The sequence below is a fragment of the Enterococcus sp. DIV1726a genome, from assembly GCF_051710985.1.
GTDB classification, from domain to species: Bacteria; Bacillota; Bacilli; order Lactobacillales; family Enterococcaceae; genus Enterococcus_B; species Enterococcus_B hirae.
Window position 1 is genome coordinate 1,414,452 of sequence record NZ_JBIOLS010000001.1, and the last position, 24,486, is coordinate 1,438,937.

25 protein-coding genes and 1 tRNA gene are annotated in these 24,486 nt (G+C 37.1%); 2 read left to right on the forward strand and 24 right to left on the reverse strand.

All coding sequences use genetic code 11. The features are described 5' to 3' along the window. Positions 1 to 26 precede the first annotated feature (26 nt). Both IGJ27_RS06380 and IGJ27_RS06385 read left to right on the forward strand, forming a co-directional pair. Positions 27 to 1,208: a NupC/NupG family nucleoside CNT transporter gene (locus tag IGJ27_RS06380; protein ID WP_010719151.1), complete on the forward strand. Its 1,182-nt coding sequence runs from the start codon at positions 27 to 29 to the stop codon at positions 1,206 to 1,208. Positions 1,209 to 1,410: 202 nt separating this feature from the next. Next, complete coding sequence (locus tag IGJ27_RS06385; protein ID WP_178305957.1) at positions 1,411 to 1,968, forward strand: guanylate kinase; 558 nt, start codon at positions 1,411 to 1,413, stop codon at positions 1,966 to 1,968. A gap of 74 nt (positions 1,969 to 2,042) precedes the next feature. Here IGJ27_RS06385 and IGJ27_RS06390 read toward each other — a convergent pair whose 3' ends face one another. From IGJ27_RS06390 to prdA, 24 genes are all read right to left on the reverse strand, one after another. After that, positions 2,043 to 3,032 (reverse strand): sce7725 family protein, encoded by a 990-nt coding sequence (locus IGJ27_RS06390; protein ID WP_178305956.1) that lies wholly within the window; start codon positions 3,030 to 3,032, stop codon positions 2,043 to 2,045. 6 nt (positions 3,033 to 3,038) lie between these two features. Then, a complete protein-coding gene (locus tag IGJ27_RS06395; protein ID WP_010719148.1) occupies positions 3,039 to 3,728 on the reverse strand; it encodes a hypothetical protein in 690 nt (229 codons plus the stop codon). A 234-nt stretch (positions 3,729 to 3,962) separates the two neighbouring features. After that, the gene (locus tag IGJ27_RS06400) at positions 3,963 to 5,411 is read right to left on the reverse strand and encodes an amidase (protein ID WP_178305955.1); all 1,449 of its coding nucleotides are present in this window, start codon (positions 5,409 to 5,411) and stop codon (positions 3,963 to 3,965) included. 325 nt (positions 5,412 to 5,736) lie between these two features. Continuing rightward, complete coding sequence (locus tag IGJ27_RS06405) at positions 5,737 to 6,669, reverse strand: dihydroorotate oxidase (RefSeq protein ID WP_010719146.1); 933 nt, start codon at positions 6,667 to 6,669, stop codon at positions 5,737 to 5,739. Between the two features lie 75 nt (positions 6,670 to 6,744). Further along, on the reverse strand, positions 6,745 to 7,377 hold the full coding sequence (locus tag IGJ27_RS06410) for a PepSY domain-containing protein (RefSeq protein ID WP_081127594.1): 633 nt from the start codon (positions 7,375 to 7,377) through the stop codon (positions 6,745 to 6,747). Between the two features lie 240 nt (positions 7,378 to 7,617). After that, positions 7,618 to 8,466 carry a MetQ/NlpA family ABC transporter substrate-binding protein gene (locus IGJ27_RS06415; RefSeq protein ID WP_161652410.1) on the reverse strand — a complete coding sequence of 283 codons (849 nt, stop codon included), beginning with the start codon at positions 8,464 to 8,466 and terminating at the stop codon, positions 7,618 to 7,620. 12 nt (positions 8,467 to 8,478) lie between these two features. Then, positions 8,479 to 9,132, reverse strand: a complete 654-nt coding sequence (locus tag IGJ27_RS06420) for a methionine ABC transporter permease (RefSeq protein WP_178305954.1) — start codon at positions 9,130 to 9,132, stop codon at positions 8,479 to 8,481. After that, positions 9,125 to 10,003 carry a methionine ABC transporter ATP-binding protein gene (locus IGJ27_RS06425; protein WP_113821174.1) on the reverse strand — a complete coding sequence of 293 codons (879 nt, stop codon included), beginning with the start codon at positions 10,001 to 10,003 and terminating at the stop codon, positions 9,125 to 9,127. The genes IGJ27_RS06420 and IGJ27_RS06425 overlap by 8 nt, the downstream gene beginning before the upstream one ends. Before the next feature lie 413 nt (positions 10,004 to 10,416). Beyond that, positions 10,417 to 10,513: transfer RNA gene (locus IGJ27_RS06430), tRNA-Sec, on the reverse strand. Positions 10,514 to 10,623: 110 nt separating this feature from the next. Continuing rightward, entirely contained in the window at positions 10,624 to 11,166 is a 543-nt protein-coding gene (locus tag IGJ27_RS06435; RefSeq protein ID WP_010737592.1) for a CD3073 family putative ECF transporter S component, read from the reverse strand. Further along, a complete protein-coding gene (locus IGJ27_RS06440; protein WP_178305953.1) occupies positions 11,159 to 11,659 on the reverse strand; it encodes a CD3072 family TudS-related putative desulfidase in 501 nt (166 codons plus the stop codon). Before IGJ27_RS06440 ends, IGJ27_RS06435 begins: the two co-directional genes overlap by 8 nt. Next, positions 11,656 to 13,056: an L-seryl-tRNA(Sec) selenium transferase gene (gene selA / locus IGJ27_RS06445; protein ID WP_178305952.1), complete on the reverse strand. Its 1,401-nt coding sequence runs from the start codon at positions 13,054 to 13,056 to the stop codon at positions 11,656 to 11,658. Before selA ends, IGJ27_RS06440 begins: the two co-directional genes overlap by 4 nt. Positions 13,057 to 13,070: 14 nt before the next feature. Next, positions 13,071 to 14,195, reverse strand: coding sequence for an aminotransferase class V-fold PLP-dependent enzyme (locus IGJ27_RS06450; protein WP_178305951.1), 1,125 nt, complete (start codon positions 14,193 to 14,195; stop codon positions 13,071 to 13,073). Position 14,196: 1 nt separating this feature from the next. After that, a complete protein-coding gene (gene selB / locus IGJ27_RS06455) occupies positions 14,197 to 16,092 on the reverse strand; it encodes a selenocysteine-specific translation elongation factor (protein ID WP_178305950.1) in 1,896 nt (631 codons plus the stop codon). 12 nt (positions 16,093 to 16,104) lie between these two features. After that, positions 16,105 to 16,362: a DUF3343 domain-containing protein gene (locus tag IGJ27_RS06460; RefSeq protein WP_010737598.1), complete on the reverse strand. Its 258-nt coding sequence runs from the start codon at positions 16,360 to 16,362 to the stop codon at positions 16,105 to 16,107. A 10-nt stretch (positions 16,363 to 16,372) separates the two neighbouring features. Continuing rightward, complete coding sequence (yedF, locus tag IGJ27_RS06465) at positions 16,373 to 16,972, reverse strand: sulfurtransferase-like selenium metabolism protein YedF (RefSeq protein ID WP_178305949.1); 600 nt, start codon at positions 16,970 to 16,972, stop codon at positions 16,373 to 16,375. Between the two features lie 69 nt (positions 16,973 to 17,041). Continuing rightward, positions 17,042 to 18,073: a selenide, water dikinase SelD gene (selD, locus tag IGJ27_RS06470; protein ID WP_161652416.1), complete on the reverse strand. Its 1,032-nt coding sequence runs from the start codon at positions 18,071 to 18,073 to the stop codon at positions 17,042 to 17,044. A 199-nt stretch (positions 18,074 to 18,272) separates the two neighbouring features. Next, complete coding sequence (locus IGJ27_RS06475) at positions 18,273 to 19,145, reverse strand: sulfite exporter TauE/SafE family protein (RefSeq protein ID WP_010737601.1); 873 nt, start codon at positions 19,143 to 19,145, stop codon at positions 18,273 to 18,275. A 116-nt stretch (positions 19,146 to 19,261) separates the two neighbouring features. Continuing rightward, positions 19,262 to 20,278, reverse strand: a complete 1,017-nt coding sequence (locus tag IGJ27_RS06480) for a proline racemase family protein (protein ID WP_034698004.1) — start codon at positions 20,276 to 20,278, stop codon at positions 19,262 to 19,264. Positions 20,279 to 20,291: 13 nt separating this feature from the next. Further along, positions 20,292 to 20,771 (reverse strand): glycine/sarcosine/betaine reductase component B subunit, encoded by a 480-nt coding sequence (locus IGJ27_RS06485; RefSeq protein WP_063627132.1) that lies wholly within the window; start codon positions 20,769 to 20,771, stop codon positions 20,292 to 20,294. A 21-nt stretch (positions 20,772 to 20,792) separates the two neighbouring features. Then, complete coding sequence (gene prdD, locus IGJ27_RS06490) at positions 20,793 to 21,530, reverse strand: proline reductase cluster protein PrdD (protein ID WP_010737604.1); 738 nt, start codon at positions 21,528 to 21,530, stop codon at positions 20,793 to 20,795. Positions 21,531 to 21,542: 12 nt separating this feature from the next. Continuing rightward, on the reverse strand, positions 21,543 to 22,268 hold the full coding sequence (gene prdB / locus IGJ27_RS06495; RefSeq protein ID WP_438791698.1) for a D-proline reductase (dithiol) protein PrdB: 726 nt from the start codon (positions 22,266 to 22,268) through the stop codon (positions 21,543 to 21,545). Continuing rightward, positions 22,269 to 22,577 carry a CBO2463/CBO2479 domain-containing protein gene (locus tag IGJ27_RS06500; RefSeq protein WP_010719135.1) on the reverse strand — a complete coding sequence of 103 codons (309 nt, stop codon included), beginning with the start codon at positions 22,575 to 22,577 and terminating at the stop codon, positions 22,269 to 22,271. Positions 22,578 to 22,590: 13 nt separating this feature from the next. Further along, positions 22,591 to 24,486 (reverse strand): D-proline reductase (dithiol) proprotein PrdA, encoded by a 1,896-nt coding sequence (prdA, locus tag IGJ27_RS06505; RefSeq protein ID WP_034698016.1) that lies wholly within the window; start codon positions 24,484 to 24,486, stop codon positions 22,591 to 22,593.

Below are 24,486 nucleotides of genomic sequence, written 5' to 3' on the forward strand. Positions count from 1 at the left end.
ACGGAATTTTGATTAGGAGTGATAGTTTGAGTCAGATTTTAGGAATTATTGGATTACTTTTTATTTTTAGCCTTGCTTTTTTGATTAGTACCAACAAGAAAGCCATCAAAGTAAAACCTTTACTATTGATGATCGTGTTGCAATTTATTTTTGGTTTTATTTTGTTACGAACGACTTTTGGTACAGCAGTCGTTTCCATGTTAGCGAAAGTATTCGATCATTTACTGGCGTTTGCAGGTGAAGGAGTCAATTTCGTTTTTGCTGGGGTAGCCAATAAAGGCAGTGCGCCGTTTTTCTTAAATGTTTTGATGCCGATTGTTTTTATTTCTGCAATCATCGGGATTTTGCGTTATATCAAGATCTTGCCATTATTCATGAAGGCAGTTGGATTGGGTTTAAGTAAAATCAATGGTATGGGGAAATTAGAATCTTACAACGGTGTTGCTTCAGCAATACTAGGTCAATCTGAAGTTTTTATTTCAATAAAAAAAGAATTGCCTTTCTTATCTGAAAAACGTTTATTTACCATGAGCGTTTCTGCCATGTCGACTGTTTCGATGTCGATCGTAGGTTCTTATATGGCGTTGATCGATTCTAAGTATGTAATTACTGCGCTGGTATTGAACTTATTCGGTGGGTATATCTTAGCCTCCATCGTTAATCCCTATGAATTAGAAGAAAAAGAAGATGAGTTGATCATTGAAGAAAACAAAGAACAAACTTTCTTCCAAATGCTTGGAGAATATATTCTTGACGGCTTTCATGTAGCGATTACAGTTGCTGCTATGTTGATTGGATTCGTTGCTCTTATTGCTATGATCAATGCCATTTTTAGTGGAATCTTTGGGATCTCTTTCCAAGAAATTCTTGGTTACATCTTTGCTCCACTAGCATTTATCAGCGGGATTCCTTGGAAAGAAGCTGTGGATGCGGGTAGTATCATGGCGACGAAACTTGTGACAAATGAATTTGTTGCGATGACAGAACTAGCTACTGGGAACCTGCATTTTACTGAACGTACAACAGCTATTTTATCTGTCTTTTTAGTATCTTTTGCTAACTTCTCTTCCATTGGAATCATTTCGGGTGCTATGAAAGGTCTAAATGAAGAAAAAGGAAACTTAGTTGCGAAACATGGATTAAAAATCTTGTTGACTGCCACATTAGTCAGCTTTTTAAGTGCGATCGTCACTGGTTTACTAGTCTAAATGATTAAATTTAATTGAACTGTATATTTAAAACACTCTCTTTGCTCTTTAGACGATTTTCTAAAGACTCAAGAGAGTGTTTTTTATAAGACAAAATTTATTGTCGTACAACTGGAATATCTATGCGAAAAGAACAATTGCTAAAAGAAACTTTCTCGTGTATCGTTTAATAAAGGAAATAAAGATTTGAAGGAGATTCATGATGAACAAATGTTATGTATTTATTGGTCCTTCTGGTTCAGGAAAAACCTCCATTGCTAATGCTCTTTTTGAACCAAAAGAAAAAATTGTTACTTCGACGACTCGTCCTCCTCGAAAAGGTGAAACCGATCAAAAAGATTACTATTTTCTCTCTGAAGACAAATTTGAGCAGTTGATCACTGAACAGGCATTTGTGGAATGGGATGAATATGCGGGACATAAATATGGTTCAACTAAGAGGGAGATTGCTCAAAAGTTGAAAAATGGTGATTGTTATACGATTTTAACAGCTGCTGGTTTTTGGGCACTCTTCCATGCATTTGGGGAACAAATCCAACCAGTATTTGTGACTATCGCTAAAAACAAATTGAAGCAGCGTTTAGAACAACGTGGAGATGCTCCGGATCAAATCAAAAAAAGGCTTGCTCTTTTTGAGCAAGACATGAAGGAATTAGATGAGTTAAAAAAACGACCAAACCTCATTGTTTTAGCAAATAATGAAGGGTTAGAATCCACCAAAAACCAATTTAAGCGACAAATAAAAATGCTCAAAGAATGATCTTATTTTGATAAACAGGATTGATTAGCAAAAAAATCTCTCACTAGCTTCAAAACATAAACTAGTGAGGGGAATCAAACCAATTTTTGTCGTTCTGTATGTCCAATATCACAAATCAGCGAATGTAGTTCCTCTATTTTAGAATACATGCGTAACCAATTAGTCGGCTGGTCTAATAATAAACTGAGCAGTTCTAAATGATGGACCAATGTCCATTTTTTCAATACACCTAAACCAGGAAATTTTTTTTGTTGTTTCAAAGAAAGCAGGGCTAATATACCCGTTGTAATCAATAGTTGATCTTGGTTCCTCAATACCCACTGTTGCATTTTTTCAACAGCTTCAAAAAACTTTAGTGCTTGATCCTTAGCTGAATCGTTCGTATCAGAAATAAAGTGTTTTACTCTGAGATTACCATATGCATCAACATAGGTCAGATGAAGTGCTAATGCCCGACTAGGAAAGCCTTTATCAAAATAGCGACTTCCTTCAATCGTAAAATCTGAAAAGCCATGATTCCCCTCTTCTTTAAAAAACAAATAGTCGTCGCTAAAAAAATCATCAATTTTTTCGCTATAATCTTCTACGTGTTTTCTTGGTTTAAAGGCTTCTTTTATGATAATTTTGTTTTCTGGTAACCAGATATGGAACCGACTATGGTCTGGTAACAAAAAATGAGTATCCATTTTTGAAAATTCTTTCCATATTTTTGGATCACGAGGCTGATGTTGTCCATCAAAAATGATCAATTTAGGTGGTTGCTCCATGATCTGTTGGTAATTATCGGACGTGATGATCATTGCATGTTGAATGGAACTATTTTCTTTTTCTTCCCATAAATGTAAATGTTCATCAAAAAGTTTGAACTGACCCACTTGGGGATTATCGATGATGATCAGCGGGTGATTTGCTTTTTGGAATAACTCGACAACGTTTTTAAAGGTAGCTGAATCACGAACTGGTTCAATGATGGGAACAACCTTTTTGGATAGTAGATTCTGTTGAATCATTTCTTTTAATGCTAAAAGATCAAACTGTTTCCCTCTCAAATAAGGATAGTACATGCTTATTCACTCCAATGGCTCTGTTGGCAAGCGTCTAACTTGCTGCTTTTGTCGCAGATTCTCATAGTCTTGCTGTAAAGCGCTGATTTCTGCTTGTAAATCTTGGATCGCTTGATTTTCTGTTTCTTCAATAAAGCGTTCATAGTAACGCTCTTTGGCAAATGGATCTTGAGAATCTGAACGTTTTTTTAATTCTTTATACAACTGATCAGTTGGAAAATATTTGACGCCTCGTTCCATCTGTTTGGCTTTTCTTACTTCTCTAAATAATGAAGCCATAAAACGGTTGAGCAGCGCCTCTTCTGCCACTGCTAACGGTTGCTTCATTGCTTTTTTAGCAATAATGAATGTACCAGAAGCTGGCATCTCTTCTGCTATCCCGTAAGGTCGATAAACTAAAACACCGATACCAGTGGGGATTTCAGCTTTGACTTCATCAAAAAGTGTTTGAGGTAATACAAAATAATTGTAATTCCCGACAAACGATAATTTTGCAGTGGAACGAAAGTCCGCTTTTGATACTTTCAACTCATAGCAACGCCACTCTCTTGTACCATCAAACTTTGTAAGACAACTTAATGTATCCACGATACCATGGTCGTCAGGCATGGTCACCTCTTCTACGACAATGCCCCCTTGTTCGATACAGTATTGATAAAGAGAAGTTTCCATCTCGATCGTTAAAGGAGTTTTCAATTCCTCCACCTCCGAACATATTTTCGCCTACCCATTCTACCTTAGATCCAACAAAAAATCTATCGTTAATTATTATTTGAATCGTTTACTTAAAAATATTTAGAATTAGTTTTTGTTCAATTTGATCCTGCGAAATGAATGGGACAAAATATCGTCACGAGGTAGCTGACAGCCAGAAAAAAACAGTCGAGTCTAAATTTTTCTTAGTCCCAACTGCTTTTCTTCAACTGACTATTATTGATAACTTGGCGGTAAATAGAATTTTTGATGATTTTCAAAGATTTCGCCAATTTGAAAGAGCAAGTCTTCTCGTCCTCTGGCAGCCATGAATTGGATACCCAAAGGCAGACCTTCCTCACTGATATGTGTGGGTAAACTGATTGCTGGTTGTCCCGTCAAATTTGCCAGTTGGGTGTAAGGCGTGATCTTTAAACTTTCCTCAAACATTTCAGAAATAACTGCTAAACTTTCTTGTTCATTGCATTCGTTGATTCCAGCCATTTTTGCCCGAATTTCATCGCTTTGAAGATCAGTGGAAATTTCTGGAGCAGTAAATGCTGTTGTCGGCGAAAGAAAAAGATCAACAGTTTGAAATAGGTCTTCCATTGTGATTGCTGCATGATCCCAAACATGAAGCGACTGGATATAGTTCGCTGCAGAAACCTTCTTGCCGTATTCTAGTAGTACCCAAGAAATCGGTTCAAGTTCATTTTGAGCAACCGACCGTCCTAACCCAGATTCAATCGAGTGAATCATACTAGCTGTTTCTGCTCCATTCATTTGATAATAAGACTGAATCAAGGCTCTTCCATCAAGAGGGTAATTGATTTCAATGATTTCATGGCCTTCTTGTGCTAAAAATGTCACCGCATTGGTCACTGCTTGTCGTGCTTCATCGCTGATTTTTGTGTGGATCGGTGATTCTGTGCAAACAGCGATTTTCAACCGTTTTTTTGGTAGATGCTCTTGCCATTCCGCTGGCGAAACTTGATAAGGCGCTCCTGAATGGATACTTCGCAGTCCTGCAAATAAAGCTTTGGTGTCTCTCATAGAAATGGTCAAACCAAAATCAATCGCTGCTCCTTGCCAACCTCGCCAAGCATGAGGACCAACTGGCATCGTTCCTCGTGAAGGTTTTAAGCCAATCAGACCACAAAAGGAAGCAGGTATGCGAATTGATCCTCCACCGTCACTAGCACCAGCGATCGGTAAAATGCCAGAAGCAACAACGGCTGCTGCCCCACCACTTGAACCACCTGGCGAATGCGCAAGATTCCAAGGATTTTTAGCTGGACCATAAAGTTGTGGGTCGGTGATATTCTTAAAACCAAACTCTGGTGCATTCGTCTGCCCCAGTGGGATAAGACCAATTTTTTCAACTTGCGAAACAAAATTTGAATTTCTAGATGAGCGATGAGTTTGAAAAAGCTTTGAGCCTGATGTAGCTAACCAACCTTGCTTTTCCTGTCCTAACATTTTCAACGGGAAAGGTAAGCCGCTTAAAGGCTGTTCATCCTTTAGAATTGGTGCCTCATCTTTAATCGGTTGATCTGTTTCAAAAGTAACGAACGCATTTAATTCTGGATTTAATTTTGCTACTTTTTGGCTAACCTCTTTGACTAATTCCTTGTAACTGAACTGCTTATTTTTTAGACCTTTCACGATCTCCATGCCATCTTTCAAGTAAATCCCTCCTTTTATTTGTCATACCTTTGTGCCATTTTCTCATATTTCTATTCAACAAACAAAAAGAATGATTACGCTTCATGTTAGAAACGGTGGTGCTATTATCAGTAATTATATACACCTATTGAATCCTAATAGCTAAGGTACTATTCATGGCAAACCAACGAATAGACTAAAAGCTAATCACCAGTTATTATTCTAAAACCACCGGATCGCATAAAAATAAGCCAAAGATTTCCAAAATAAGAGAAACTATGTTTGGATTCTTTGGCTTATTTTTTATTGTTGTCTTTTATTTCATCACTTAGAGAATCGTTAACGATTAGATCGTTTTTAGTTTCCCTCTAAATTCATCGATGGTTCGATACCCTTTTTCTGTCATGATCTGTTCGAGTTCTTTCGTGATCCGATCAAAAATTTTTGGTCCTTCTTTGTGAAGTTCGGTACCGATTTGTAGCATAGTTGCTCCACATAATAAATGTTCAAAAGCATCCTGTCCATTTCGAATGCCTCCAGTACCAATAATTTTGATCTCTGGTTTCAAGCGAGTATAAAAAGCACGGACATTCGCTAAAGCGGTTGGTTTCACATATTCTCCACCAAGTCCACCGAAACCCTCTTTAGGTTTGATCACGACCGCTTCTTTTTGAGGATCGATATACAAACCATTGCCGATACTATTAATAGAATTTACATAAGTTAAAGGAAATTGATTCAAAATTTCAGCCATTTGATCAAAATGCGCCAAATCAAAATATGGGGGCAATTTGATTCCTAATGGTTTGGTGAAACGGGCAAAAACTTGTTGCAACAAATCTTCCGTCGCCTCAAAATCATAGGCTAACTGTGGTTTGCCAGGAACATTCGGACAAGAAAGATTCAATTCGGTGATTCCTTGAAAGTCACTCTTTTCAATCATTGTCAACATTTCCAAATTTTCTGCTGCACTCATGCCTGCAATAGAGAAAAAAAGCGGTTGTGTCTGCTGTTTTTCATAGTTCAATGCATAATCTAAGTAATAATCAAATCCACGATTAGGTAATCCCATGGAATTAATACTTCCAAGAGGTACATCGAAATAACGGGGTTCTGGATTTCCAGCACGTTCATTCAATGTACAACTCTTTGTGATAAAAGCGCCAGCATTGGATTGTTCCAATTCAACTAGTTCTGTCGTTGTCATGCAATGAACACCGGAGGCATTCATAAAAGGGTTAGCAAAAGTATGATTAAAAAAAGTCGTTTCTAAGGTCAAGTCATTCTCTCCTTTGATGAATCATTTTTTCTAGTTTATCATCAAGTCGATCAAAAGCAAATAGGCTCAAGCCAATTAATCATCATTTTCAGTTGCTAAAACTTCTCCTGTTTGACTATTGAGTTTTACTTGAGTACTCTTATTCCCGTTTTTCACTTTCACTTCCCAGTAAGTGGTACCAAGTTCCTTACTAAGATCCCAGTCAGTGGCTGTTCCCCCACCCGCTTGTTTTTCAGCGATCTTTGCTGCTTCTTCAATACTTAGAAGTTTACTTGTGTCCAAAGCGTCTTCTTGTTTCTTCTGTCCATTTTGTTCATCTTGATCTAAACGCTCAGGATTTTGTTTTTGGATTTCTTCGTTTGCTGCATTGATCTTCATTTCGTATTCATTTTGATCATCAACACCATCAATTTTATAGAAGAAACTTCCCCAACTACTATCTAATTCTAAACTGGTAATCGCTGCATTTGGATATTCTTTTTGAAACAACTCAATCGCTTTTTGTGCAGATACTTTGATCTCTTTTGTTGCATTCGTCCCAGAATTCATTGTTTGATTTGATGCTTCGGTTGAAGAAGTTGTTTGTTGACCAGTACTTGTTGACGTAGTCGCTGGAGCTGGCGTTGATTCTGGCGTGGACTGATTCGATTGACAACCTGCTAATAATAGTAATGAGAATAGACCACAAAAAATAACATTAGTTTTCATAAAATTTATTTCCTTTCTTGAATAAAAATCACTTTAATTTAAGTATACACAAGTAAAGTTGTTCTGTCATTTTTGAACAAATCAATCATTAAATAGCAAAAAAAGACAAGACTAAAAAAGTAATCAGTCTTGTCTAAAAAATCAAAATAAGAAAAAAATTGTCTCCGCTTCTACGAACAAGCAAAACGTGTTTTAAGTAAAAACGCAGTGCTTCCTTTCAATTGCTAATATGTAATACCTTTATTGGCTGCTATTCTCAGTTTCAGAAATGTCAGGTATGATCCAGTAATTATCTTTATTATGACTATTGATATATGTACGAAATTTTTCTGATTGGTAGGCTTTCTTAATTGCTTTTGCCCAATCCGTTTTTTCATTTTCTTTTGTCACAGCAGCTACGATTTGTAATTCAGGCACCATTTTTTCTAGCTCGATCAAATGAAGTTGTTCTCGAATTCCTGCATCTTCAACTGTGCTTCCAGGTATGACTTCAAAATCAAGGTCATCCAACACGTGTGGTAAAGTGTTCGTGTCCATCTCTTTGATATTTAACTGATAGGGGTTATTTGTGATTGCTTTTGCAGTCAAGTCGGTACTTTTCACTTGTTTATCCACTTGAATAAAACCAGCTTTAGCAAGAACTGCATAGGCTCGTGCTGCATTACTCGGATCTTGGGGAATCCCAATCATCATTCCTTTTTTCACCTCTTCTTTACTTGTATATTTGGAAGAGTACAAATTACACGGAACAGAGGGTGTAGCAACTAAAGGAACTAAATCAGTCCCATTCTCCTTATTGAAAACATTCATATAAGCGGAGTGTTGAGCAACATTTACATCAATCTTTCCTTCACCTAAGGCAGTATTTGATTGGATAAATTGAGAAAATTCAATTCGTTTAATCGTATATCCTTCCGATTCTAATATAGGTGCAATCGCATCATCAAATAAATCGTTATACGGTCCTCCAGTTACCCCCATGACAATTTCATGTTTTTTTTGAGCATGTGATGATTGATCTTTTGAATGACAACCACCCCCAATGAGAACCAATACGAACAGACAGACTATAGTCACTATTTTTTTCATGAAGTTTACTCCTTAATATTTAATTTTATGATAAAGATAATTTCCCAGAAATTGGATACTGTTTATTAAAACAATTAAGATAACTACCGTTACAACAATCATCCCACTATTAAATCGTTGATAGTCTTGGGAAATAGCTAAATCCCCGATTCCTCCTCCACCAACAGTTCCCGCCATAGAAGAGGCATTAATTAGTCCAATCATTGAATTAGTAATGGCTAATATAATCGCCGGTCGAGCTTCAGGTAGAATAAAGTAAAGAATGATTTCCAATCGGTTTGCCCCTAAAGTTTTGGCACATTCGATAATTGTAGGAGGGATTTCTAGAATGGCTTGCTCGATTAAACGGCCCATAAAGGGAACAATATATAACGTTAACGGGACAATAGCAGCAGTTGTTCCAATGGAAGTTCCAACAACTAAGCGAGTAAAAGGCAAAATAGCAACCAATAAAATGATAAATGGCACTGAACGCAAGATGTTGATAAGCGTCTGTAACACCGTGTACATAGGAGAATTAGCTAAAACACCTTGTTTTCTGGTCTCTGCTAATAGTATGCCTAAAGGAACTCCTAAGCCGATAGCGAACACCAAAGAAATACTGACCATATAAATCGATTCATAAGTTGCTTTGAGAATGATCTCTGATGAAAGTATTTCAAACATCAACGGTCACCTTCTCATAACTAATTAGTTGGTCAATAAATTCATTATCAGGAATTTTATTCGTTAGAAAATACATCGCAAAAAAACGTTCTCCGCTAATATGTATGGTTTTGATATCATAGACCGTCCCCTCCATTTTACTTTCTTGAAAACGAGCATAATTTGTGGCATTCATCAGGAAGTAAAGGACATAATTAAAGGAAATCGATTCTTTTTTTGGATACTTAGGATAAATCATATCGGCTAAAAATTCACGAACTAAATTGCTTTGAGGGCTTAAAAACATTTTTTTGGTTGTTGCCTGTTCAATAACTTTTCCTGAATCTATGACAGCCACTTCATCACAAATTTCTTTTATCGCCTCCATTTCATGGGTGACCAAAATGATGGTGGTTCCTAGTTCCTCATTCACTTTTTTTAACAAATTTAGAATACTTTTTTTAGCGGTTGGATCAAGAGCGCTAGTAATTTCGTCGCATAATAAAAGCGAAGGCTCCGTTACTAACGCTCTAGCAATCCCCACTCGTTGTTTCTGCCCACCAGATAAATGGGAGGGATATGTACTTTTTTTCTCTATCATCGATACATAACGTAAAACGTTTTCAATTCTTTTGTCGTATTCCTGCTTATTGACTTTGCTAAATCTCAGAGCAAGTCGAATGTTATCAGCGACAGTTTTTGACTGCAATAAGGCATAATGTTGAAATATTGTGCTGCTTTTCACATCTTGTGATAGAGATATCTTACCTTTTGTTGGTTGATCTAATCCGTTTATTAAACGAATCATTGTACTTTTTCCTGCACCACTTCGTCCAATGATACCAAAGATTTTACCTTTTGGTATAAATAAATTGAGATCATTTAGGATCATGGTACCTCCAAAAGACTTTGAAACGTGTTCAAATGAAATCAAGCTCTCATTCCTTTCCGGCGCATTCATATAAAAACTTTAACTATGTGGGAATTAATAGAAAGACGATAAAAATCCTTAATAATTAAGGCTTTTTATGTAGTAGATGCGCACATCTATATTTTAATTTCTTCTTTTCAAATTAAATATAGCATGGAAAAATAGCCGTGTCGAGACTAATTTGTGATGTTGATCACATGAGTGTTGACAAAAAGCGAGAAGCAGAATGTTCCTTTCTTGCACTTGATGAAAACAGTGATCAAGCAATGAACTACCTCGAAAAATAATCAAATGCAGTGGCGACAAAAAAATAAAGCTAAAAACATCAACAGAATGGCTCTGTATCAATGTTTTTAGCTTTGTATGTATTCAATTGGCGGGAATGTGTAGGAATCGAACCTACCCAAGAAGCTCTTAACTCCTCATACTGGTTTTGAAGACCAGAGGGAACACCAGAACCCATCCACTCCCCTAATAAAAACATTCTAACATTTTTCGTTTGTTCAATCAATATCAAATGCTAGAATGTTTGTAGTTATAAAAGACTGGACTAGCTTTAATATCTGTTAGTTGTTCTCTTTTTATTTTACTAGGATACGTTGCGGTAAACGTTTCATAAACCAAGCAACGAGTAAACAAGAAAGCATCTTATCCACAATATTTCCTGCAACAGTTGCCCAATAAGTTGCAGTGATCATTTCTTTACCGGAAGCCTTGAAAGCAAAAATGAGGATGTCCGTTCCTGAACCGGTAAAACCACCAAATAAAGCTAAACGGATCGGCGCACCGATCATTGGACAAACAACGGCTAATAGTCCCCCTGCTATTAGCGCTTTTTTGTAAGAAAATCCATTCTTCGCTAGTAAAGAACAGATAATTGCTACAACAATATTTACGAATACAAAAGGAACAGCCAACGGTCCACTGATGATCCCCATTAATAAATTAGTTGCAATCCCAGTCATTACCCCATAACTCATACCAAAATTGGTTGAAATATAAATCGTTCCCATCGTATCTAAAAATAATAAGGGGATTTTCATTAGTGAAACAGCCTCACCTAAAACAACATTTAAAACAACGGCCATTGCACATAAAGTCAATATTTTCATTTTATTATTCATCGTTTACTTTTCCTTCTAAAAATAGTTTTAATTTCTGATATAAATCGCCTTGTGATTCTTCTGTATACCAAGTTGGAACTTCAAAATAAGGATTAACAATCCCATGATTCTTACATAATTCAAAATACTCTTCCATTAGTACGCCTCGCTGTGCTGAGATGGAACAATTAGGACTTTCATTGATCCCGATGATTCCCAAATAGCGATAATCATTCGCTTGATACTCTTTGATTTGTTGAATGACTGGTTGCAACATACTTTGACATTTTTGACGATAGCCTGGTATAGCAACATATTCTTGATAAGTCATTGGTGGTCTCTCTTTTCCTAAGGTCAAAAATTCAGGACAAGGCAATTGTAGCAACGCAACGCCTTGATTTAATAAAAAAATGGCCAAAGGAAAAGCACCACGAGCCCGTTCCCATCCAGGTATCACCGCATGTTGATTCAAGATGCAGTGTGAAACAACCACAAATTCTCTCTTTAATTTCATGTTATTTCCTCACAAAAAATCTTTTCTAAACTGACGAACACCTGATGAAGTTCTTCTTCAAAAATTGTGCGCATATCTAAATAGTTTCGCTCATTTTTTACCCGACTAATCACTGGAACAATTCCTTTTCTTAGTCTTCGTTGCAGCTCTTCCGCATGCCATCGCTTACTTTTTACTGTTACTGCATAGGTAGGTAATAAGCTTTCTGGATACGTTCCACCACCAACCGTACTATAATCTTTTTCGATAGCGACTTCGAGTTGCTCGATTTTTTTTAACTTTTCAGCTAATATTTGGGCTCGATTCAAACAATTTTCGATCTTATCCGATAGCATTTGCAAAGTAGGCAAGGATCGAATGGCTTCTTCTTCATCAAGATAAAGTTCTAAAGTTGCTTCTAGTGCACTTAGAGTCATTTTATCGACTCTTAATGCACGCAGTAGCTGATTTTCTTTCATCCTCTGAATATACGTTTTTTTACCTACGATAATTCCGGCTTGTGGTCCGCCTAATAATTTATCTCCACTAAAGGAGACCACATCACACCCTTGCTCGATTACTTCTCGAACAGTCGGTTCATACGGTAAGCCAAAGCGTCGCATGTCAATGAGTAGACCGCTACCCAGATCATTGATTAACGGGACTTGATGTTTTTGTGCTAAGTGAGCTAACTCTGATAAGTGAGGAGTTTCTGTAAATCCAATGATTCGATAATTACTGGTATGGACTTTTAAAATCGCTCCAGTTTCAGAAGTCAAAGCCTGTTGGTAATCTCTAATATGCGTTTTATTGGTTGTCCCTACTTCTCTAATTTTCCCACCTGTTGCGGTAATTACCTCTGGGATACGAAAGGACCCTCCTATTTCAACAAGTTCCCCTCGAGAAACCAATACTTCTTTATCAGTAGCCAAAGTATCAAGAATTAACATAACAGCTGCTGCGTTATTATTCACCACTAAGACGTCTTCTGCTCCAGTAAGTTTTTTTAGAATATGCGTTAAATGATTGTATCTAGTACCTCTCTTGCCACTAGTTAAATCCATTTCTAAATTTGAATAGGAAAAACTTATTGTCTTTAATTGTTCCTCAATTTTCTTACTAAGTAAGGAACGTCCTAGATTTGTATGCAGAATCGTACCTGTCCCATTAATTACTTTTTGTAACGAATATGTTCGTTGTTTTACTTTTTCAATCACTCGAATACAGAGTTCTTCAATCGCTGGAGGTAACACTTCTTCTTTTAAAACAGTTTTTCTAGTTTGTTCTAAAACACTTTGTACCTGTTGTTTTACTACTCCGTAAGAATACTTCTTTTCTAATATTTTCAATTCAGGAGTTTTTAATAAACGATCCACTGAAGGCAAATCTGCTAATCGTCGTTGTATTTCTCTAGCCATCGTTTACCTGCTTTCTATCGTTTTGCAATTATTCTCAACGCCTTTATGGTTTTTTCTATTTCTTCTTCTGTTGTAAAACGGGATAAGGATACTCGAACAGTTCCAGTATTTTTAGTTCCTAAATCTTGATGTATTAGCGGTGAACAATGGTAGCCTGAACGTGTGGCAATACCAAACTCTTCCCACAGAATGTCACTGATTAAAGCTGATTCTGCAGATCTGATATTCAACGAAAAAACGTCTATATGCTCTTTCGTGAAATCTCCATAAAACGTTAGTTCTGAAATCTTCGTCGCTTCTTGGTAGAAGTAGTTTCCCAATGATGGTGTCTCTTGGGACATTAGCCAACTTACACTGGCTGCTAATCCAGCAATTCCTGGCACATTTGCTGTCCCAGCCTCCAACATTGTTGGCAATTCATCCAGCTGCTCCTTAGAGAAGGACTTCATACCATCACCACCAGTTATTATCGGTGTAAGTTTCAGTTTTTTGTGAATACAAATGCCCCCAGTTCCTTGTGGTCCATGTAACGCTTTGTGTCCAGTGAAACAAGCCGCTGCGACCTTCCCATCACTTAAGTCAATTGGTAGATGTCCAGCTGTTTGAGAAATATCTAAGATTAAATACAGCTGATGTTTGTGGCAAAAACGTTTTATCCATTCAATATCTAAAAGATTCCCTGTCACATTACTTGCATGATTGCAGACCACTACTTTGGTTTTTGCGTTTAATTTTTCAGTAAATTCTTCATAATTCAACTGTCCAGTGATCGGATGACTACTGATAATGTCGTAGGAAACGCCTAGTTTTTCTAATTGATAGAGTGGTCGCAGCACGGAATTGTGTTCCCAACTTGTGGTCAATACATGATCACCAGCTTGAATGAACCCTTTTAATACTGCATTAAGAGCAATAGTCACGCTTCCAGAAAAAATAATTTCATATAAATCCCCGGTATGAAAAAAACTTTTTAGTGTATCTCTTGCCATTTCTATTAATTGATAAGCACGAATGGAATAGCTATGAGCGCCACGAGCTGGGTTGCCATACCTCTCACTTTCAAGCACATCCAGCATTGTTTGTTTCATACAAACCGGCTTTTGGACTGTCGTAGCTGCATTATCTAAATAAATAGTCATACTAGTCTCCTTCTTGTTTCCCTAAAATCCGATAATTTTCTACTCGTTTCGTGATGCCGAGTTTATCGATTGATTCTAGAATAAGCATGGAAGCTTTTCGGCTCGAGTTTGTCATATCACGAAAATCAGCCAGTGTCATTTTCTTGTTTTTCTTGATATAAGTCCGGATTTGTTGAATAGCTTGTTGGTAAATCTTTCCTGACAGAACATATTCGTGGGTTAAAAAAACAGCGCTGGTGGCATCTAAAGCTTCCAATACTTCTTCAGCATTTTCGTCTAAAAGGGCTAACTCTTCTTTTTTTATCGGCATATAACCACTGTTTTTTAGGTAACGTTCAATTTTTTGTTTGGCGACTTGTTGATAGCTATTAAATTGTACTTGAAAATCATAAACAGATAATCGTTTCTGTTGTTCTTTGATTACGTTGAATTTTTTTAATAATTGAATCAAGACGAAAACTTCTTTTTCGGTCAAGCCATTTCGTATTTTAGAACGAAATTCTTCTAAAGGCATACCATCCCGTAGACGATATTTTTTGTGATACTCTTCTAAGATCTTTTGTGCTTTTCCTGCTAATTGTTGGTATCTTTCATAAAGTAAAAACCCACAAGAGGTAAAGAAGATTTGACTTTTATCCTGTAGTTCTTCTAATGAATGGCTTAGTTGATCAAGGGTGATACCCAGATAGGCCAACAATTCTTTTTCTACTGTAAATGGCTGTTTCTTATTTAACATAAAATCAATTATCATACTGTTTAGATTGCCATTTTCTTTTGCTTTTAAGCTTTCTAAAATCGCCTGCTTGAATCGGCGATGTTTTTTGGGAACGGCGTTTAAGACTTCGCCTCCAGCAATCGTATGCATGGGTGAATAAGAGCGTAGAATAAAACGATCTTTTTCTTTTACAGAAACTTTTTCTTCTAATCGTAACTGCAAAAAGCCTTCTTCGTTTGGTCCAATCCAATCTAATCCTAATGGAACAGTACGAGCCATTACTTCTTTTGTTCCGATCAGCACTCTTACCCGATCCCATAGACTAATTCCCCCATCCGTTTCTGCCAAACAAGATACCTTAACATCCAGCATCCAGCTTTCCTCTAAAGAATCAGCGGTTGATAAAACATCCCCGCGCGTGACTTCTTCACGGGTAATGTTTGCTAAATTGATAGCAGTTCGTTGTCCAGCATATGCTTTTTGAACGTTATTTTCATGTACCTGCAGATTTCTTATCCGAACTTTTCGCTTATTTGGGTAGAGATAGCAGTTTTCTCCAACGGTTAGTTCCCCTTCCAGCAAAGTGCCTGTAACTACTGTACCAAAGCCTTTTACACTGAAAACCCGATCGATATTTAGCCTTGGTGTTCCATTACTTACTTGTTCTGATGTTTGCTCCGTGTAGGCTTCGATTTTTTTTAGTAATTGTTTGATCCCTTTTCCGCTAATGGCATCGGTTTCAATTATTTCCGCTTTTTCTAAAGGCGTGTGAAGTAATTGATCACGTATATCTTCGATGACTAGTTCTTTCAATTCAGCATCAATCGTATCAATTTTTGTTAATACAATTAAAAAATGGTGGATTCCTAATAAATTCAAAATATCAATATGCTCTTTTGTTTGAGGCATGATTCCTTCACTAGCATCAATGACTAATAAAATAAGATTAAGACCAGGTAGTCCAGCAACCATATTTTTAATAAATTTTTCATGGCCAGGAACATCTACGAAACCCACACGTTGTTGATTTGGTAAATTTAAGTAAGCAAATCCTAGATTAATCGACATGCCCCTTTTTTTTTCTTCTTTTGTTGTGTCAGTATCTATTCCAGTCAGCGCTTTGATCAATGTTGTTTTTCCATGATCAATATGCCCAGCTGTTCCAATTACAATATTTGCCATTTCTTTTACCCCTTATAATAAGTAATACGTTACATCCAATCCAACTTGAAGCGCTTTATAAAAACCTTCTGATGACACATTATTTTTAGCTAAAATATGACGTATCTGATTTTCAGCTTCTAGCGGAAATTTTAAAGAAAAACCACAGCTAAGATATATTTTTTCGGGTGTAGGAATGATTCTTACAGATAGTTTAGCTGATTGGCACATCAGCTCAGCTCTCATTGCTTCACGTGTCGAATGAAATAATACCACTCCATATGACTTCATTGTTTACTCCTTAAGGTTTGATGATTTTTTTAGATTGTCGCATCATTTCAACAATATGATACATATTGGTCACTTCACCGACTTTACATTTTTCACTGAGATTATAATAGTTAAGACAGGCTCCACAAGCATAAATTTCTACCCCATTTTCCGCAAGAATCTGTAAATCCTCCAAGGAATCCGAGTTGTCGCTTACTAAATGGACCCCACCATTGTAGAAAATGATTTTTTCGGGCAAATCAGGTTGTTCGGTTAAAGAATAAATAAACATTTTTAATAATTGTTTCCCTAATTCTTTCGACCCTTGCCCCATCGTATTCGTGTCGACAACAACTATATAATTGTCTTCAATATTATTTTCTCTTGTAAGTTCTTGTTCATAAATAGAAGCTACCTCTCCTTTTATCTTGGAGATACGTACAGTAAACGATTGTGCATCATTTTGCTTTACTTGATAATCATAACCTAGTTGTCCCGCCATTTTTTTTAGGTTTTGTGCAGCAATCTCATTATCGACAGTTGTTTCTACTGTATCGTTTTCTTCCAAAGCTTTCTTTGTTTCAATCACTGGAAGGGGACATACTTTTCCCAATGCGTTAATTTTAACCATTTTGATTCTCCTTTCCATGTGTAGTTAATCATGGGATCAGTTTATTAGACTAATCGAACATTTTTTTTCTTAATAAACCATGATTTCTGCTGTCTTTTTTTTCGTAACAACGCCAAAATCTTTGGCTAAGATATTGGCTGATTTCAGCTCTTCTTCTAATTTTTTTGCTTCTTTAGCTGGGATACTTATCAATAATCCTCCAGATGTCTGTGGATCATATAGCAACTCTTCGATCCCTAAGTCATCGACATAAAAGGCCATCTTTTTTTCCATAAAATTTCGGTTTCGTTGTCCTCCAGCAGTAAAAAGAAAGGCTTTTGCTCCTTCATAAGCTTCTTCAAAATATGGCAGTTTTTCTGAATAGATTTCAGCTGAAAAATTGTCATGTAACATTTCATGAAGATGTCCTGCTAACCCAAATCCTGTTACGTCGGTACAACTAGTGATTGGATATTTTCTGATGATAGCCATCGCATATTTATTTAAGGTTTCCATACTTTTTGTTGCTTTGGCAAACCCTTCTTTGGTTATTGCCCCGGCGCTATAACCAATGGTAATAATGCTTACACCTAGAGGTTTTGTTAAGATTAAGTGATCTCCTTCTTGACAAGTATTATTTTTGTAAATATTGTTTGGATGAATTGTGCCAGTTACAGAAAGTCCATATTTGACTGAACGGTCATGGATTGAGTGCCCACCTGCTAAGATTCCACCTGCTTCTTGAACTTTTTCAGCCCCACCTCTTAAAATCTCTTTTAAAACCTGTAGTTCTTTTTCTTCAGGAAAAGCAACAATATTTAAGGCAGATAATACATCCCCTCCCATCGCATAAACATCACTCATCGCATTGGCAGCAGCAATTTTGCCAAATAAATAAGGATCTGTCACCATAGTAGGAAAAAAGTCTAACGTCTGAATAATTGCTAATTCATCGGTCAATTTGATAACGGCTGCGTCATCTGTTGCATCAAAGCCCACTAACAATTTTTCATCTTGGGATTTAGGGAGGTCTGCTAAAATATTTCCTAAATTTCCAGGACCAATCTTAGCGTTACATCCACCACAAATAATTAATTGTTCGATTTCTTTTTTCATTGGCATCCACTTCCTTTTCATATAGTGTAATAATTGATGACTTTTCCTCTACTGCTTACTGCTTCATCTTCTATAGTTACACCAACAATCAGAAAATAGCGGGCAAATCATTAAAATAACTATGCTAGTTTGGTGTACTAAAAATGAAGAAGTGGCTGTACAGTTCTTTCCACTCCTTCACATTTTGCTACTAGATTAAGCTTTTCTATTTTTTAGAAAACATTCCTTTTCGCATATATGTAATTCCTGAGTAAATAATTACAGCAATGATTACCCAAGTCAGCATATTCAAATCTAAGCTTGTGACGAATTTAACAGCAATAATTACCCCAATCACTCCACCAATCGTAATTGCCAAACTAACTTTACGCGCATAATCACCAGATTTAATAAAGTTACCTGAAGCAACGGGCATCAATCCTGCACAAGAAGCCATCATAATAGGAAAAGCAACAAGCGGACTTAACCCCAACATGTATACTAATGCCATACATGGTGCATATAAACCTACGCCAATCGTCATTAATGCACCTAAAAGGAAATTACCGATGACGCCGATGATTAGCTTAAGACCTGTTAAAGCAGTCGCTTCATTTCCAGAGCCTAAGAGATCCAGCATTCCAGCTTGTTTTAGCCCCATTAAAATTGCTGTCACAATCAAAGCAAGCCCCATAAAAAACTGCACCTTTTTTTCAGGTAGCTTACTGACTGTTTTCGAACCCACAAACGAACCCACAATTGCTGCTGCAACTAATGAAAACAGAGTGATGGGTGATACTTTAACAACAGTAATGAAAATAAAAGCTTCAATGATTACCGGAATAGAGTGTGCCACATTGAGCGTTCCTGGTAATTGTCGATCGTTATCTAATTGCTTGGTAAATTCTAGTAACATGGTTGTTGGCGCAAAACTACCAATCCCTAATGTATCTAAAAAATCGGTAATTAACCCAATTGTTCCAGAAATAAGATAATTTCCTCCACCCCAATTTCCTTTATTTGCAAGTAAGTCGAGAACAAAAAAGAATAAGAAATAGAGTAATAAAACGCTTAATAAACCCAACAGTAGTTGTACCATGATACCTCCTTAATAGTAAGCAGAGTTTTACTAACCCATCATTTTTTGTGTAACCATCTGTAAATGGCTAGGACTAGAGAATTTAATTCACATTTTGGATGGTTATACCGTGTATTTTAATCAAGTAAAAATCCATTTTTTAATGAGTCTTTAGGATCGACAAGGAATTGATTAAATCCTGTAATATAAGCAGATCCCGTCACTTTGGGAATAATCGCTTGATAATTTCCTACACGTGTTTCCTTTGTAATTTCTCCCTTAAACATCGTTCCTAAAATACTTTCATAGACAAAACTTTCACCAATTTTCAACTCATTTTTTGCATACAAAGTTGCTAATTTAGCACTCGTTCCCGTTCCGCAAGGTGAACGATCAACTTGTCCATCCCCGAATACCACGACGTTTTGATAAGTAGCTTCAGGACTTTTAGCAGGACCATAAAATTCGACTAAGTCAACGGTTTTAATATGTTTTAATCGGGGATGTTGGATCTCGATATTTTGATTAATCGCTTCGCGGATTTTTAGACCTGCTTCAGTAAATCTTGACGCATTCTTCGCCTCAATTGTTAAACCAACTTCTTCGGCTTTTAATATGGCAAAAAAACTTCCGCCAAAAGAAATATCCACATGAACTGTCCCAATATCGGGCACACTCACTGCCACATTTTCTTTATATAGAAAGGATTCCACGTTTTCAAAAGAGACTGATTCCGCAGAGTAATCTTCATCCAGACGAACCTCTCCGCAAACAATCCCCGCAGGTGTATCTTGCGTTACTTTAACCACACGGGTGCCTTCTCCTACATCTACCCAGCCCAATTCTACAGCTGCTGTCATTGCCGCAATGGTGTTGTGACCGCACATATTTAAATAGCCACCAGAATCCATGAAAATAATCCCGTAGTCTGCCTCATCATGAACCGGTTCACAAATAAAAGCCCCGAACATATTTTTATGTCCTCGTGGTTCATGCATTAGCATTTTACGTAAATCATCTGCTTGTGTTTCCAGGTATATTTTTTTATCCGCCATCGTTTTTCCATGAAATTTAGGAATGCCTCCTACAATTAACCGAGCGGCTTCACCAGCTGTATGGGTATCTACTACTGATATCATTTTTGATACTTTCATACTAACCTCCACGTTACTTCAATTTTTGATTATCTTTACGCATCTTTAGTTTTATAAAAGCGAGCGCTTTAACTGCATCATAGAAAGTGATCGTATTTTCTCCAACCACTTCCGTTTCAATCCCTGCTTGTGATTTATTAAAATCCAGCACATATTTTGTATAATCATTTTCTACGACAAACTTGGCTTGTTTCCCAATAAATTTGAGCCCAATAACACTGATGCCACGACAACCTATTTCTTCTAGGGTGTTGGCAAAATCGATGTCTGAATTTCCCCAACCATCTGTTGATAAAACAACGCCATCTGTAGCCATCGCTTCTAGCCAAGTAGCTGTTCGTTGTCCGACTAGATGCTTCATTTCATTGCTTTGAGGCGTGCCAATAATAATAACACCTTGGAAATCAATGTCAGGATCTTTGCTTAAAACATCCAGTAAAGGATCTTTAAAAAGGTGCATAGAAGTTTCTTTAGTTGATGGTCCTATTCCCATAAAAATCCCCTTTTCTAACAATTAGACCATTGAACGAATGGCACCATCACGATACTCATTGGCAGATAAAAAGATGGGCATATTATTCATATCGATAATCGAATGACCACCCTTAAACCCACTAGGTTCATCTGGAAATAATAACATATCGTACATCGCACCTTGGCCAGCTACCTGCTTGACCAACGTCACTTTTGGCTTTCCCGGATTTCTTTTTTCTTCATAGATATGTGTTTCCGTTGCTTCCTTACCATCTAGCAACTTTAATTGTTCTCGGATTTCCTGCAGATAATTGTCAACTATCCGAAACAATTTTAAACATAACTCACGATCGAAAGGTGTTCCTTTCTTGACAAGTAAGTCAATCAAAATAATGTAATCCTCTGCGTTAGGTGTGCCCGGTCGATTTAAAAATAAATGATCACGCAATACACCATCAGAAGAACCAAACTCATGGAGCTGTTCACCCTCATCGATTGTGCCGGTCATTATGACCGACACTCCTGTTAATGTATGGGTGATACCCGTCCCCAAAACGCCTAATACTTTAGCAGAAATTGGTAAAATATCCATGATAGTATTTGTTTTTAGGTCTAACTGATCTGGCTCTAACAATCGGATCGTCAAGGATTTGACATCCTCGCACAGACAATCAAATTCAGTTTTTATCTGTAGTTGATTGTGATCAAGCTTAAATTGATTTCCTATGGAAACTTTTTCCATATGGAAAACTTTCATTTTTAATGTTTCTCCTTGCATGCTGATCCCTCTTTACACATGAGCGATATATTCATAAGGTAATGGCACAATTTTCCCTGGTGTTTCAATTGAAACTAGGCTTTCTAAAGTATCTTTTAAAATACCCGTTTGCATGTCAATATTATGTGGTTCTCCGGCATTAGCACCCATCGGCACACGTGGTGCTACAGCTCTAGGTGAACCATTTTGCCGTACTACTGGTGGTAATGCGGCGATTAAAATAGTAGGAATCCCTGCTTCCTCAATTGCTCTCTGCACGATCACGGCAGTTCTATGACAGGTCCCTCAACCAGCAGTTAAAACAACTGCTTCAACTTCTTCGTCTACGAGTTTTTGTGCGATTTCTGGTCCCGTCTGTTCATTAAAGGCATCTTGGTCACCGCCGCCTCCCATAAAGCCATAATGTACAGGGGCAGCTTCTTTAATAAAGCCAGCTTTTACTAATTCATGCAGTCGATCAATCGGAAACATTGCATTGACATCCCGATTAACGTCTGCGTTGTCATATCCACCATGTGAGACCATTAAATCTTCACTTGGTACTCCATCTGGAATCTCACGATACGTTGTGTCTCCTGCCAAATTAAAACGTGTATCACTTTTTAAGTGGACACCAGCTGCCGTTGCCAAAGCAATCCGCATTTCTTTCAGCTCTTTTTTAACGGGCGTAAAGACGGATTTGGGTGTGATTGGTACAAAAATTTCTGACTGTAATCCTTCGAATACTGTTAAACTCATCTACTCATTTTCCTCTCTCATTTTTATTTTCTTCTGTTGATTTTTTAAACGTCGACGTTCATGTTCTGTGATTGCTTCCACGTAATGAGTATTGGCTGCTTCTTCCAAAACCTCTGGATAACTCATCAAAAATCCAACTTCTTGTCCTATTTTTAAATCGTACTCTGAAATAATCATGCGCCGCGGAATTTTTAATTGACCTAGTCGTCCTTTGATATCAATAGTTACGCTCGCATCTCGAACTTCAACAAGTATCCCTTCAAACATTTGTTCAGTAGAGACATACTTTAATTTTTCGATTCTATCCATTTTGCACCTTATTTTATTCTTTTTCATAAATTTCTTGACGTTTTTTACTTTTCGGCAAAGATTGCTCATTTTCTTCCAGGTCTATTTTTCTTCCTGTTGTTTTTTCGATAATCTCAATGTTGTTTTGTTTGACATTCGGATTCCATTTACGTTCAGCTGGTTTAATTGTTCCTCCACCCATTAACGTTTTTAACATAGCTAAATCACGAATGGCGTCTTCTCTACACAAGGTATTATTTGATAAAATTTCATTTTCAATCCCTTGTTTTGATTTATTATTATCAACCATTGCGCCCATTTCAGAATTACCAACAACTAAGGCTCCTTGAACAGCACTATAAGAGTCGCCAACCACTTTGATTCCACGTTTTCCAATTTCTTCCATGTGAGAAGCGAAATCAATATGATTATTTCCGAAACCTTCAGTGGTTACAATGGCACCATCAATGTCCATGGCTTCGACAGTCATTCCTAAACGTTTTGAAACATAATATTTTTCAGTATTCGCTTGTGGAGAGCCGACGAACATAACACCGACTAAATCAATTTCTTCATCTGCCATTGCTTCTTTAACAAGCGGTTCCCGCCAATAATGGCGTGAAGTTTCTTTCGAAGCCGGTCCAATACAAGTTAACGCATGGATTCCTCCATCTAATACTTCTGTTGGTGCCAATAGGATTGGCAAATTGCCAAGGTCAACATTTGGTTTTGCGCCAAATGTTCCAACTGGCTCGATGGGCATAATCAAATTATCATGCATCGCACCTTGCCCCATTATTTCTTTGATGATCAAAACTTTCTTATTGCCAATTCGACGTTTCTGTATAATTTCTTCTGAATGTATCACCAATGATTCATCCGCTTTTTTGAGGGCTTCACGAATTTCTTGAGTGATGTAATCAGAAGCTTTGTGAGCGGCTAGCGGACCCGGACGTTCCATATTCGCGTGTTCTTTGATTGTCACTTGGGTTTTAATAAAGATTTCTCCTTTATCTGGTGCTCCAGGTCGTCCCCACATGATGTTACGATCTAATTCTCCTTCAGAAGAACCAAATTCACCGATTTGAACTCCATTAGCATCCGTCCCTGTAACAACCATGACGACACCATCCAGTACTCGGGTAATTCCATGCCCAAGATCGCCTTCAACTTTTGCGGCAATTGGCTGAACGTCCATAATCGTTTCACTATATTCAGTGTATTTATCTGGTGTAATGATTTCTAAAGTCATATCTTCAACGAGCTGTTCCAGTTCAACTGCTTCAGCACAAATTTCTGTCATTTTTCGTAAAATTAAAGTTGTTCCTTCGATTTTTGTTTCTTCCCCAAAAATCACCTGATCAATTTTTAGATGATCATGTCGTACAGAACGAATCACTTTTTCTTTCACCTGATTTGAGTTTTCCAAAACCGGTGATGGTATTACTGGCGTTACTTGCTCAGGAATCATTGATTCCGGTGCAGGATTTACCGTTTCGGTTAACTGAGCAGCCATCATTAAAGGAAGCTCTAAATCAATTCCTTTTCCTTCAGCAATATGAATTTTAATAGTCTGACCACTTGTTACAGAAGATGAAGCAGTTTGAATTGGCGTCGCAATTGTTTCAGAAGTCTCAACTTCTTTTTTTTCATTTAAATGAACTTCTTTCATTCCTTCAGATACACCTTCCAGTAATTCTTTTGTCAATGGAATCAACGCATCCGTTGTTTCTTTTAATGTTGTACCAAGTACTTGTTCAATTGTTAACACATCTTCAGAAAATTCAAGCAACCCTGATTCTTCTAGATCAAGAAAAATTGCGGGGTCCTCTAGATTTTCTGGCGTAATCACTGTGCCTGCTTCCGCACGACAACAGAGTACAGCTAGATCTTTTGCATGTTCTTGGGCAGTTTCAGCCGTAATAGACAT